11 protein-coding genes are annotated in these 13,493 nt (G+C 57.0%); 10 read left to right on the top strand and 1 reads right to left on the bottom strand.

All coding sequences use genetic code 11. The features are described 5' to 3' along the window. The first annotated feature begins 149 nt into the window (after positions 1–149). The 5 genes from HMPREF1207_RS20195 to HMPREF1207_RS20215 all read left to right on the top strand — a co-directional run bounded on the left by HMPREF1207_RS20195 (position 150) and on the right by HMPREF1207_RS20215 (position 4,471). Positions 150–935 carry a methionine ABC transporter ATP-binding protein gene (locus HMPREF1207_RS20195; RefSeq protein ID WP_009675287.1) on the top strand — a complete coding sequence of 262 codons (786 nt, stop codon included), beginning with the start codon at positions 150–152 and terminating at the stop codon, positions 933–935. Further along, complete coding sequence (locus HMPREF1207_RS20200) at positions 932–1,600, top strand: methionine ABC transporter permease (RefSeq protein WP_009675312.1); 669 nt, start codon at positions 932–934, stop codon at positions 1,598–1,600. Before HMPREF1207_RS20195 ends, HMPREF1207_RS20200 begins: the two co-directional genes overlap by 4 nt. A gap of 59 nt (positions 1,601–1,659) precedes the next feature. Further along, positions 1,660–2,526 (top strand): MetQ/NlpA family ABC transporter substrate-binding protein, encoded by an 867-nt coding sequence (locus HMPREF1207_RS20205; RefSeq protein WP_009675290.1) that lies wholly within the window; start codon positions 1,660–1,662, stop codon positions 2,524–2,526. 434 nt (positions 2,527–2,960) lie between these two features. Then, positions 2,961–3,254, top strand: coding sequence for a hypothetical protein (locus tag HMPREF1207_RS20210; protein ID WP_009675302.1), 294 nt, complete (start codon positions 2,961–2,963; stop codon positions 3,252–3,254). Between the two features lie 161 nt (positions 3,255–3,415). After that, entirely contained in the window at positions 3,416–4,471 is a 1,056-nt protein-coding gene (locus HMPREF1207_RS20215; protein WP_009675283.1) for a CotH kinase family protein, read from the top strand. A 14-nt stretch (positions 4,472–4,485) separates the two neighbouring features. Here the strand turns inward: HMPREF1207_RS20215 and HMPREF1207_RS20220 are convergent, their stop codons facing one another. After that, entirely contained in the window at positions 4,486–5,496 is a 1,011-nt protein-coding gene (locus HMPREF1207_RS20220) for a LacI family DNA-binding transcriptional regulator (RefSeq protein WP_009675293.1), read from the bottom strand. A 132-nt stretch (positions 5,497–5,628) separates the two neighbouring features. Here HMPREF1207_RS20220 and fucU point away from each other — a divergent pair, with 132 nt between their 5' ends. From fucU to HMPREF1207_RS20245, 5 genes are all read left to right on the top strand, one after another. Beyond that, positions 5,629–6,054: an L-fucose mutarotase gene (gene fucU, locus HMPREF1207_RS20225; RefSeq protein ID WP_009675295.1), complete on the top strand. Its 426-nt coding sequence runs from the start codon at positions 5,629–5,631 to the stop codon at positions 6,052–6,054. A gap of 64 nt (positions 6,055–6,118) precedes the next feature. Then, positions 6,119–7,909, top strand: a complete 1,791-nt coding sequence (locus HMPREF1207_RS20230) for an L-fucose isomerase (protein WP_016423939.1) — start codon at positions 6,119–6,121, stop codon at positions 7,907–7,909. 26 nt (positions 7,910–7,935) lie between these two features. Continuing rightward, positions 7,936–9,462: a rhamnulokinase gene (locus HMPREF1207_RS20235; protein ID WP_009671366.1), complete on the top strand. Its 1,527-nt coding sequence runs from the start codon at positions 7,936–7,938 to the stop codon at positions 9,460–9,462. Beyond that, entirely contained in the window at positions 9,455–10,117 is a 663-nt protein-coding gene (locus HMPREF1207_RS20240) for a class II aldolase/adducin family protein (RefSeq protein WP_009671356.1), read from the top strand. The genes HMPREF1207_RS20235 and HMPREF1207_RS20240 overlap by 8 nt, the downstream gene beginning before the upstream one ends. 359 nt (positions 10,118–10,476) lie before the next feature. Continuing rightward, a complete protein-coding gene (locus HMPREF1207_RS20245; RefSeq protein ID WP_009671361.1) occupies positions 10,477–13,473 on the top strand; it encodes a glycosyl hydrolase in 2,997 nt (998 codons plus the stop codon). Positions 13,474–13,493: the final 20 nt, after the last annotated feature.

Genomic DNA, 13,493 nt, shown 5'->3' on the forward strand with positions numbered 1-13,493 from the left:
TAAATTAAACAAAAGACATTGGTTTAGTCGGAAATAACTTCATAAGTCATTAGTTGACCAGATAGCTGGAAACTAAGCTCTTTACCGGACGGCCGGTAAGATGGGCTTGGTTTTTTTTATTGAAAAAATTTCCGGGCAGGTGTAGGCACATGATTCTCGTAGAAAATCTGACCAAGTCGTACAAAAGCGCCAGCGGTCCCGTAACGGCCCTGGAAAACATCAATCTGCGCATCCAAAAGGGGGATATTTTCGGCATCATCGGATTTAGCGGGGCGGGGAAATCCACATTAATCCGCTGCCTCAACCGGCTGGAGGAGCCCGATTCGGGCACGGTGGAAATCGAGGGGCTGCGCATCACCGATCTGGGCGAGAAGGAACTGCGGATGGCCCGGCGTAAAATCGGCATGATTTTTCAACAGTTTAATCTGCTCGATTCCAAAACCGTGTTCCAGAACGTGGCGTTTCCTCTTAAAGTGGCGGGAGTTCCTAAACCGCTTCTGGCCGAGAGAGTGAGAGAGATTCTGGATCTGGTGCAGCTGGGGGACAAAGAGAACGTCTACCCGTCCCAGCTCAGCGGAGGCCAGAAGCAGCGGGTTGGGATTGCCCGGGCGCTTGTGAACGAACCCGATGTGCTTCTGAGCGATGAAGCGACCTCGGCGCTCGATCCGCAAACGACTTATTCCACGCTGGAGCTGCTCAAAGACATTAACCGCCAGTTGAATTTGACGATTGTATTGATCACGCACGAGCTGGACGTCCTCCAGCACATCTGCCGCAATATGGCGGTCATAGAAAAAGGTAGAATTGTAGAGACCGGAACTGTGGATAAGTTCTTTCTCCAGCCGGAGAGCGATACCGCAAGAAGATTCGTCAGCATTATCGACCATTACCGCAGCAAGCGGACGGTTCTGGAAGGAGCGGGGGCAGGCATATGAGAGACGATTTGGTCGATTTGCTGGTCGAAGGGCTGCAGGAGACGCTTTTCATGGTCGTCTGGTCTTCCCTGTTCGCTTTCCTGCTGGGCAGCGCGCTCGGCATCTCTCTGGTGGTTACGGAAAAAGGAGGCATTCTTGCGGCCCCGAAGCTGAATAAAGTGATCGGCACCGCGATCAATGCGGTACGGTCCCTGCCGTTCATTATTCTGATCGTGCTGCTCCTCCCGCTTGCCAGGCTCATTGTCGGCACGACACTGGGACCGACGGCGGCGATTGTGTCTCTTTCGATCGGAGCCGCTCCATTTCTGGGACGGATTATCGAAAACTCGCTGAAAGAAGTCAGCTCCGGCAAAATCGAAGCGGCCAAATCGGTCGGCGCCTCGCCGTGGACCATCATCCTCCGCGTGCTGATTCCGGAGGCGCTTCCGGCCCTGATCCGGGCGGTCACGATCGGCGTCATCGCGATCACGGAATTTACGGCGGTAGCGGGCGCCATCGGCGCGGGAGGCCTAGGCAGCCTGGCCATCCGGTTCGGTTACCAGCGCTTCCGGGAAGATATCCTGATTGCCACCGTTATCCTTATTATTCTGATTGTCCAGATTATCCAGTGGTCCGGCGATTCCATCGCCAAATCGGTCATCCGCAAACGCTACAAACTGGAATAAACGATCCGTCCGTTTTATCTGTTTTTTATTCATTACATAGAAGAAAGAAGGCGTATTCCATGACACCTACACGATTAAGCGCTATTGCGGCCATTCTGCTCGCTGTCACGTTGACGGCTGCCGGATGCGGAAGCCCAGGCAAAGGAGAGGTTACCGCTTCGGAGAAAACCGGCAGTACGCCGGGAGCGTCCAAAGAACCCGCCAAAGAGGTGAAACTTACCGTAGGAGCAGCGGCCGTTCCGCATGCGGAGATCCTGGAAGTCGTAAAACCGAAATTGAAAGAACAGGGAATCAACCTGGACATTAAAGTGTTCGATGACGAAGGCCAGTTGAATCCGGCTTTGAAAGACAAACAGATCGACGCGAACTATTTTCAGCACGTGCCGTACCTGGATTCGGTCAAAAAAGAGAAAAGCTTTGACTTTGCGGTGACTGCCAAGGTTCATGTGGAACCCATCGGATTTTATTCGAGCAAGCTGAAATCCAAGGACGAGATCAAAGACGGCGCGAAGATCGGTATTCCGAACAATCCCTCCAACGAATACCGGGCGCTGGTCCTCCTGCAGCAGCAGGGTCTTATCAAGCTGAAAGAGGGGCTAACCACCTACGAGGCTACGCCGAAGGATATCGCGGATAATCCGAAAAACCTGAAGTTTTTCGAAACGGACTCCGCCACTCTGCCGAGGGCGCTGCCGGATTTGGATGGTGCGATTATTAATACGAATCTCGTCCTGGAAGCCAAGCTTGATCCCAAATCGGCCTTATTCCGGGAGGATGCCAACTCTCCTTACGCAAATGTGATCGTAGTCCGCAAAGGCGATGAGAGCCGGGACGAAATCAAAAAACTCGATGCGGCGCTTACCGGCCCGGAAGTGAAGAAATTTATCCAGGACAAATACGGCGTTGCCGTTGTCCCGGCTTTTTGAACAAAGCTAAGTCTCCAATCGTATGTCCGAATAAAAGACGCACAGACCGAATTCCGGGCTGGGGCGTCTTTGTGTCTATTAACTCGGTTTTTAAGGCGGATATTTCAAAAACGAGATAAGAGTACACCAATGACCATACCAATCTGCAAGTTAGCTCATATGTATATACTATCTTGATAGCTGGAGGGTAGTTCAAATGAGCGAGTATCCCGATTTATTTGAAAGTTGGTGGGCAAAGGATGAACGAGCTCAGTCGGTTGAAGGTTTAAAAGAATCTCCCGGTTTTCAGGGGGATCGTTTGGACTGGCGTACAGCAGGGAATCCGACAAGGGACAACCGGACAAGGGGAAGCCGTTCCGCAGATCACCGGACTTCGGGTAACCGCACAGGCGGCAGTCGTACCTTAGGCCATCGTACAGCAGGTGGCCGGAGCGATGGAAACGGAAACGAAGGAAACCGCACGCGGGGTAACCGGACGGAGGGGCGGAGAGACCATTACGGCGGGCAGTACCCGCAAAACCTTCCCGGAGGAATCTGGTCGAATCCCTGGAACGCGCCTGCGGATCGACCGGAGGGGGAATTCGCGAGGGAAGATCGTACCGGGGACAGGCATACCGGAGGCAGTCGTACCGAAGGCAGCCGTACAAGAGGAAACCGAACCGAAGGGGGCCGTGCGGGAGGAAACCGTACGTCTGGCCGCCGGACGCACGGGCTCCCCGCACGCCTGACCGCTCCCGTATTCAAAGCGAAACCGACCAGAAAACGTTAGGTTGAACTTTGTCGGTCCGCATTGTGCCGCGGCGCCTGCATTTCGCATAAGGTAACGTAACAAGAACAGCCTATCTTGACGGATAGGCTGTTTTCTTATAGCGAAAGGCGGAGGAATCTGATGTCGCTTCCTCATTTTCAACTAGCAGTCGGCACCGGTGGGGACCGCAAACTGCGGCAAGACGTATGGAGCAGCCGCTTCGTACCGGCGATTTTATCGGACGGGAGCAGCAGCGTGCCTATCCGGATCGGATATCGGGGCGGGCATACCCGCGAATATGCGAAAAAATCGTATGAAATCCGGATGAAGGGAAGGACCTATCATCTGAATGCCGAATACGACGATCCTTCGCTGATCCGCAACGCGCTGTCGTTCCGGTTTTTCCGGATGATCGGCGTGCCGAGTCCGCATACCCGCCATGTCGTACTGACGATCGACGGCAGAAACGAAGGCGTATATGTGCTGATCGAGGCGGTTAAGCGGTCTTTTTTCCGGCGGAGGGGGATTCTTATGAAGTCTCTCCTGTATGCAAGCAACGACCGTGCGAATTTTTCACTGAAAGATCCGGATACCGGCAAGCGAAAAAAGACCTTGTTTGCCGGATACGATCTTATTATCGGAACGGGTCAGGACCGGGACAAGATGAAAGCGTTCATCCAATCCATGCATGCGCTTAAAGGAGACCGGCTGAAGGCTTTTCTGGGTAAGCACGTGGATCTCGACAATTATTTGCGGTGGCTGGCCGGGGCCGTGATGACGGGGAATTATGACGGTTTCGAGCATAACTATGCGATTTACGAGCATAAACCGACCCGGAGGTACCGGATGATTCCGTGGGATTATGAAGGCACTTGGGGGCGGAATTGTTACGGGAAAAGAGTAAACAGCAATCTCGTGAGGATCACCGGGTATAACGACTTGACCGAAAAAGTGCTGGAAAGCAAGGAGGCGCGGCAGCGGTACAAGGCTCTTTTGAAACATCTTACGGACACTGCGTTTACGAAGGACCGGATTATGCCCGTCGTGCATGAGATGCACGAACGCATTGCCCGGGATGTAGATAAGGACCCCGGCCGTCAAAAAAGTCTGTCCCTGTTCCGGTCGGAGCCTGAAGTGATCGAGCAGTATATCGAGGACCGGCGGAAAGACATCCAAGAAGGAATCCGGCTGTTATAAGTCAGTCCGGCGGCTTACCTGTCCCATGTGCGGGTCGAGGAACGGATGAGAAGTTCGGAGGGCAGCATGATTTTGCGGCTTTCGGAACCGGGGCCGCTCTCGATCCGTTCGATCAGAAGCTGCATGCCGAGGGCACCGAACTGATATGCGGGCTGGGAGGCTACGGTCAGAAAGGGATTGACGGTCTCGGCGGGGCCGAAATCGTCGAAGCAGACAACCGATACATCTTCCGGAACGGACAAGCCTCTCTGACGGAGTGCCCCGATAATCCCCACGGCGAGCAGGTTGTTTGCCGCGAAAATCGCCGTCGGCGGGGAAGGAAGCGCCAGCAGCGTCTGCAGCGAGGCCTCGTCCTGAAACTCGCGGTAGTTCAGCGACACAACCAGGCTCTCGTCGAGAGGCAGTCCGCCGAGCAGGTGAGCTTCCCGGTAGCCGGTATACCGGAGCCGGGCCGTAGATACATCGGGCGAGCCGTTGACCAGAGCGATGCGCCGATGGCCGAGGCCGATCAGGTGCTCGACCAGTTTTCTCGCCCCTTCTTTGCTGTCGCCGAGGACGACATCCGTTTCGATGCCGGGCACTTCACGGTCCAGAATCACGAACGGAATCCCGTGCTTCTGCAGCTGCCGGAGCTGCTCAAGAGAGGCGTCTCCGGTAGGCGCGAACAGGACGCCGTCCACCCGTGTGGAGAGGATCATCTCCACGTAGTCTTTTTCCTTGCCGTAATCCTCGTCGCTGTTGCCGAAAAGAAGCTTGTAGCCGGACCGCTTCGCCGTATCCTCGGCTCCCCGCGCAATCGTGGTGTAGAAAGGATTCGTAATATCCGTGATCAACAGCGACAACAGCTTCGTTTTTTGCAGAACGAGGCCGCGGGCCATGGAGTTGGGGATATAATTCAGCTCTTCCATCACCTTGCGGACGCGCTTGCGGGTCGCCTCGCTGATTCTTCCGGAGTTATTGATAACTCTGGAAACGGTCATGGCGGAGACATTCGCTTTTTCGGCTATATCATAGATGGTAATCAATCGTTATCACCTTTTCATACTTCAATGAGTTTATTGTATAAAAGAAAACCGTTGACAGCAAGAGAGGTAGCTGTTAATTTTGTGTTATCGGTAACTCTAACTCTACCTGAATTGCAGAGAGGAGACAAGCGGATGCTGAAAGGAATTCCGTCTATTCTTTCGCCGGAGCTTCTGAAAGTGCTGATGGAAATGGGCCATGGGGACGAAATCGTCCTGGGGGACGGCAACTTTCCGGCGGCGAGCCATGCCAAACGTCTGGTCCGCTGCGACGGTCACGGCGTGCCCGAGCTTCTGGAGGCGGTTCTTGCCTTATTCCCGCTCGATACATACGGAGATCAGCCGGTTTCGCTTATGGCGGTCGTTCCGGGCGATCCGGTTCAGCCGGTGATTTGGGAGACGTATGGCGAATTGATCGGAAGGCATTTGCCTCGCGCCCCGATGGGACAACTGGAACGATTCGCTTTCTACGCACGGGCTAAAGAAGCTTATGCCATTGTCGCTACGAGTGAAAGCGCTTTATATGCCAACATTATTTTGAGAAAAGGTGTCGTTACGTGACGTGTCTGTGAAGGATATTTTTTATGAAGAGGTTTATCGATAACTCAATGAGGAGGAAGATCAAATGAACAACCGTGAACACAGATGGAACCGGCCTTTTCCGAAAATCGGCATCCGTCCGACCATCGACGGACGCCGCAAAGGGGTGCGCGAATCGCTTGAAGAACAGACGATGAACATGGCGAAGGCGGCTGCCGCCCTGCTCAGCGGCAATTTGCGCTACCCCGACGGAACGCCGGTGGAGTGCGTCATTGCCGACACCTGTATCGGCGGCGTAGCGGAAGCGGCTGCGGCTGCGGACAAATTCGCCCGGTCGGGCGTGGGCGTATCCGTCACCGTGACTCCTTGCTGGTGCTACGGAACCGAGACGATGGATATGAACGCCTCCATTCCGAATTCCATTTGGGGCTTTAACGGGACGGAACGTCCGGGCGCCGTTTACTTGGCCGCCGTGCTTTCGGCCCATGCGCAGAAAGGAATTCCGGCGTTCGGTATCTACGGCAAGGATGTGCAGGACGCGGGCACGGCCGACATTCCCGAAGACGTGCGGGAGAAGCTGCTCCGTTTTGCAAGGGCGGCTCTGGCCGTGGCGGTGATGAAAGGAACGTCCTACTTATCGGTCGGCTCCGTTTCCATGGGGATTGCGGGTTCGATCGTCAGCGAGGAGCTGTTCCAGAATTACCTCGGCATGCGCAATGAATACGTGGATATGTCGGAGCTGGTCCGCCGGATGGAAGAAGAGATATACGACAAGGAGGAGTTCGGGCTTGCTCTCGCCTGGGTGAAGGACAACTGCAAGGAGGGCCCCGACAACAATTCTGCGGTCATTCAAACGTCCCGGGAACGTAAAGATAAAGATTGGGAAACCGTCGTCAAAATGTCCCTGATCGTCCGCGACCTGATGACCGGGAATCCGAAGCTGGCTGAACTCGGTTTCGGCGAGGAAGCGCTGGGGCATAACGCGATTTTGTCCGGCTTCCAGGGGCAGCGCCACTGGACGGATCACTTCCCGAACGGGGACTTCATGGAAGCGATCCTGAACAGCTCCTTCGACTGGAACGGAAGAAGAGGGCCTTATCTCGTGGCGACCGAGAACGACAGTTTGAACGGCGTTGCGATGCTGATGGGGTACCTTCTGACGCACACCGCCCAAATTTTCGCCGATGTCCGCACGTACTGGAGTCCCGAATCGGTGAAGCGGGTAACGGGTTATACGCTGGAAGGAGCCGCGGAGCACGGGATTCTCCATCTCATCAATTCCGGCTCGGCTGCACTGGACGGTACGGGGCAGCAGTCCCGGGACGGCGCGCCCGCCATGAAGCCTTATTGGGAGATTACGGAGGAAGAGGTGGACAAATGCCTCAGCGAAACGTCCTGGCGGCCCGCGGCCGTGGAGTATTTCCGGGGCGGCGGCTACTCGTCGGATTTCCTGACGAAAGGCGGGATGCCCGTCACGATGACCCGGATCAACTTGGTGAAGGGCCTCGGTCCGGTGCTTCAGCTTGCCGAGGGCTATACGGTCGATCTGCCGGATAACGTGCACGACGCGCTGGATAAGCGGACCGACCCCACGTGGCCGACGACCTGGTTCGCGCCGATCCTGACAGGAGAAGGCTCTTTCCGCGATGTCTATTCGGTGATGGACACCTGGGGCTCCAATCACGGTTCCATCAGCTACGGACACATCGGGGCCGATCTCATTACCTTGGCGGCGATGCTGAGAATTCCCGTTTCCATGCACAATGTCGATGAGAAGAATCTATTCCGGCCGCGCGTATGGAGTTCTTTCGGGACCCGGGATGAAGAAGCGGCGGACTTCCGCGCGTGCGCAAACTTCGGCCCTTTGTATAAATAAAAGCCGTACAGGGAGGGGGACTTTTCATGGGAGTAGAGAAGAACGGCCTTCACATGCTTGCCGTGGACTTCGGAGCGAGCAGCGGGCGGACGGTGCTCGGCACTTACAACGGATCACGTCTGGCCGTTGAGGAAATCCACCGCTTCTCCAATGATCCCGTCAGACTAGGCGGCAATCTTCACTGGGATTTTCTGCGGCTGTTTCACGAGATGCTCCAGGGCATCCGGGCCTATAAGTCGTTTACGGCGGAGGCCCCCGCTTCGCTTGCCGTAGACACGTGGGGCGTGGATTACGGACTTGTGGACGGCAGGGGCAGGCTGCTCGGGAACCCTTACCACTACCGGGATTCACGGAACGAGCCCGCGATGCGGCGGGTGTTGAACCGGATACCGGAAGAAGAATTGTACCGGCGCACAGGCATCCAGACCCAGTCCATCAACACGCTGTTTCAGCTTGAAGCGGAAGGGGAGGCGGCCTCCCTGGCCGGTGGGGATGTGCGGATGCTGTTTATGCCCGATTTGTTCCGCTACTATCTATGCGGAGACATTTCGGCCGAATACACCATCGCCAGCACGTCCGGCCTGCTCCACCCGCAGCTGCGCGGCTGGGATGAAGAAGTGCTTGCCCTGCTTCCGCATCCGCGGGCGATGTTTCCTTCCATCGTGATGCCGGGAACCGCAGCAGGCAGTCTGCGCGCCGCATTGGCCGAGGAGCTGCAGATGAGCAGCTTCCCGGTCGTGGCGGCAGCTTCCCATGACACGGCCTCGGCCGTAGTGTCCATCCCCGCGCAAGCCGGCGGCAGCTATGCGTTTATCAGCTGCGGCACCTGGTCGCTGATGGGGGTGGAGACGGAGCGGCCCGTCATCACCGAACAGAGCCGGATTCTCGCCTTCACGAATGAAGGCGGAGCGGACGGCCGCATCCGGCTGCAGAAGAACATCATGGGCCTGTGGCTTTTGCAGGAATGCCGCCGGTATTGGGAGCTGGAAGGCGAAGCGCTCACCTTCGGGGACATGCAGGCGATGGCGGCGGCAGAAGAAGCGGCTGCTTCCTACGTCGATCCGGAAGACCCCGTGTTCCTGGCGCCGGGGAACATGCCGCAGCGCATCCGCAGCTGGTGCGGTCAGACCGGTCAGCCCGTTCCGCAGACGAAGGCGCAGATGATTCGCTGCATCGTGGAAAGCCTGGCGATGAAATTCAGCCAGACCCTCCACGAAATCGAGGAGCTGCTGGGCCGGAGGCTGGACGCCGTCCATATGGTCGGCGGAGGCATCCGCAACCGGCTGCTCTGCCAGCTGACGGCGAACATCACCGGCCGGTGCGTCATCGCGGGGCCGGTCGAGGCGACCGCCGTCGGCAGCTTGCTTATGCAGGCGAAGGCTCGCGGCGAGCTTCATACCCGGGACGAAATGCGGCAGGTCGTGCTGGCCTCGTTCCCGCCGGATGTGTACTCTCCCGAGGATACCGGCCGGTGGCGGGAAGCTTATGCGCGTTACAGGAAGATCAACGCAAACGCCCACCATTCCGAAAGGAGCGTCAACGGAAATGACTGAACGGAAAATAAGAGAAGAATTGACGAAATACGCCGCCAAAAGCGTGGCGAAAGGTCTGGTAGTCGGCCCCGGAGGCAATATCAGCGCAAGATCCGAAGAGTTTATGTACCTGTCGCCCAGCGGATTTGCGCTGGAAGATATCGAGCCGCATCAGTGGGTGCCGGTCCACATTCCTACCGGTGAAATCGGGGATACCGCCTTCCGGCCTTCATCCGAAGTGCTGATGCATCTGTTCTGCTACCGGGTGAACCCTCTGCTACAGGCAATCGTGCACACGCATCCCGCCTACTGCATTGCCTTGACGCTCGTGGACGACGAGCTGCCCATGCTTTTTCCGGATCAGGCGGCTCTCGTAGGGGATGTCGCGTTTATCCCTTATGTCGTGCCGACGACGGACAAACTCGCTCATCTAGTGGCGGAGAAGGCGGACCGTTACAGCTCCATGCTGCTTAAAAATCACGGTCTGGTGACTACGGGCAAAAACCTCCGGGAAGCGTATTACCGGACCGAAGTGATGGAAGAGAGCGCGAAAATTTATATGATCGCCAAATCGGTCGGGGAGCCCAGAAGGCTGACGGAAGAGGAATACAAAGAGATTCAGGGGCTGGAGAGCGAAGCTTACCGGGTTCAACTGCTTCAAAATATGAAGGAGTAGCTTCGGGGGATGGTCGCTGTATGGCGGTTTTGCCGGATGACTCCGGCTGCATGCCGAGGTGTCCGGCGGTTCAGAGGCTTAAAGGAAAAACTGTTTTTCGTTAATCGTGCCAACGTACTTCTGTAAGCGCAGTCCACCGGGGCTGCGTTTTTCCGTGTCTCTTTTATTCCGTCGAAGGGGGAAGGAGAAAAAAAGGGAATCGATCCGAAATGAGGCGCCTGTTCGAGGCCTTCGTTAGGCTGATACGATAAAGACGTACGGGCTCAGTCCGTTCATCTTAAAAGGAAAGGGGAGGAGGAATTCGATTCCCAATAAAATGAAAGCGTTTCCCAATGACTTAACTTTTAAGGAGGAATGAAATGAAAAAACTTTTTGCCGGTCTGCTTGCACTGGTCCTGCTCGTTTCCTTGCTTCCCGAACGAGGCACTTCCGCTTTTAGCGGCGAGGTCACTCTGGGTTCCGGCTCTTACTCGACCGTGCTGCCTCCGGGCGCCGTCGATACACAGAGCATGATCTACAAGACCGCGAACGTCACCGGAGCGATGCCGACCAACGACTGGTGGAGCAATCTCGCCTGGGACACCTTCTCGGAAGCCCAGTATCCGCATCCGCTGGCGATGAAAAACGGCTCCGGCGGCATCCGCATTTATTATCCTGGCAACCGGATCACGGCGAATTCCAGCTGCGTCTGCGGCTGGATCAACGACATTCACGACTTCACAGTCGGTCACTCGAGCGTGGCCGCTTTTCCCGACGCGAAGGTGGACGGCTACAGCGACTGGTTTGTGAAGTCGCAGTACAAGAGCGGCGCCAGCGAGATGAACGTCAGCTACGGGCATGGTTCGCCGTACGTCTACTTCACTTATGCGGGCGGAAATCCCAAGCTTAGCTTCTACGACGCGCCTGCCGTATGGTCCGGAAGCGCGAACACGCCGGTGCTCGGCATTACGGTTGCGGGCGCTCACTACGGTTTGTTCGGGGCGAACGGCAGCACATGGAGCGGGATCGGCAGCGGCACGCTGACGAACAACGGCAGCTCGTACTTTTCCGTCGCGGTCTTGCCGGACCAAAGCCAGTCGACGCTGAGCAAGTTTGCTCAGTACGCTTACTCTCATGTCACCGGCACGCAGGTGTCTTACAGCTACAATGCCACTGCAAGCGAGGTGACATCGACTTTCACTTTCACGACGCAGGCTAAGCAGGGCGCGCAAAGCGGTACGATTTTCGCCTTGTATCCGCATCAATGGAAGAACAGCCCGACGCCGCTTCTGTCCTATACGTACGGCTCGGTGCGCGGTCTGATGAAGACGGGCGAGGGAAGTTCCTTCCAGACGCGCATGAAGTTTAACGGAGTCCTCCCGGCGCTGCCGGACAAGGGTTCCTACGACCGCGGGCAACTGCAGCAGTACATCGACCAGGCGGAGGCCGAAACATACACCGGTGACGGCGACACCTACTGGATCGGCAAGCGCCTCGGCAAACTTGCCTCGCTGGCTCCGATTGCCGATCAGATCGGTGATACGACGGCGGCGAACAAGTTCCGCACCGAGATCAAGAGCATCCTGCAGAACTGGTTCAAGGCGAGCGACGGCAGCGGTAATCTTAAGAGCGGCAACGTGTTTTACTACAACCGCAACTGGGGCACCGTGATCGGCTACCCGGCCAGCTACGGCTCCAACAACGAGCTGAACGACCACCATTTCCACTACGGCTATTTCATCAAGGCTGCCGCGGAGGTCGCACGTGTGGACAAAGCCTGGGCTTCCGCCTGGGGACCGATGGTGAATTTACTGATCCGGGACATCGCCGGCAGCAGCCGCACGGACACGATGTTCCCTTACCTTCGCAACTTTGACCCGTATGCCGGCCACTCATGGGCCTCGGGGCATGCACGGTTCGGAGACGGCAACAACAATGAATCTTCTTCCGAGGGCATGAACGCCTGGGCGGGCATGATTCTGTGGGGACAGGCGACGGGCGACACCGCGATCCGCGACACGGGGATCTCTCTGTACACGACCGAGATGAACGCGATCAACGAATACTGGTTCGACGTGACGGGCGCAAACCGTCCCGCAGGTTTCACCCGGTCGACGGCGAGCATGGTCTGGGGCGGCAAAACCGTCGGCGACGGAACCTGGTGGACCGGCAATCCGGAAGAGGTTCACGGCATCAACTGGCTGCCTTTCACGGGAGCTTCGCTTTACCTGACGCAGTACCCCGACTATGCCGCCAAAAATTATAACGCGCTGGTATCCGAGAACGGCGGCACGAATTTTGACGCCTGGGAAGACCTCGTCTACATGTACCGGGCGATATCGAATCCGGCTGAAGCGAAGAGCTTCTGGTCCTCGCGCGGCAATGCGCTTTCGGCCGAAGCCGGGAACTCCAAGGCGTTTGCGTACCATTGGATCTACAATCTGGACGCAATGGGTGTCCAAGACCGTACCGTGACAGCCGATACGCCGCTCTACGCCGTATTCGTGAAGAACGGCGTCCGCACCTACACGGCATACAACGCGGGCAGCTCCGCGATTAGGGTCACGTTCTCCGACGGCAAGACGATGTCGGTGCCTGCGAACGGTTCGAACACGGAAGGGGCCGGAGGTTCGACGCCAACGCCAACACCAACGCCGACCGCTACACCAACGCCAACACCAACGCCAACACCAACACCAACGCCTACTCCGTCGGCTGCGCCGATTCCCGGGAAAATCGAAGCCGAAAGCTACGCTTCGATGAGCGGCGTCCAGACGGAAACGACGACGGACACGGGAGGCGGCCTCAATGTCGGCTATCTGGATACGGGGGACTGGATGGACTACAGCGTCAATGTCGCAAAGGCCGGAACCTATACGCTGCAGGCGCGGGTGGCCAGTCCGAACGGAACCGGCCAGTTCCAGCTCCGCTCCGGCAGCAATACGCCCGCGACGGTGAACGTCCCGAACACCGGAGGCTGGCAGACCTGGACGACGGTCTCGGCTCAGGTGCAGCTGGCGGCCGGTCCGCAGACGCTGCGGGTCGCTATCAGCGGTCCGCAATTCAACCTGAACTGGCTGCAGTTCGCATCAGCGGACAACGTACTGACCTATACCGCTTCGGACTATACCGCTACGGTTACCAAGTCGGGCGCGTCGGAAACGGTCGTATTCGCTCCGAAGACGTCTGCGACCTATGTAGACATCCACTATAAGGTGAACGGAACGAACCAGCAAAACGTGCGGATGACCGCCAGCGGCGGCAGTTGGACGCATACGATTCAGGGATTGTCGGCCGGTCAGCAGGTCGAGCTGTGGTTCACCTACGAGAAATCTGGTCCGCAGTACGATTCGGCTCACTATACCTATACGCATTGAGACTTTGCGGTGGACTACAC

Origin of the sequence: Paenibacillus sp. HGH0039 (assembly GCF_000411255.1) — a bacterium.
Lineage (GTDB): Bacteria > Bacillota > Bacilli > Paenibacillales > NBRC-103111 > Paenibacillus_F.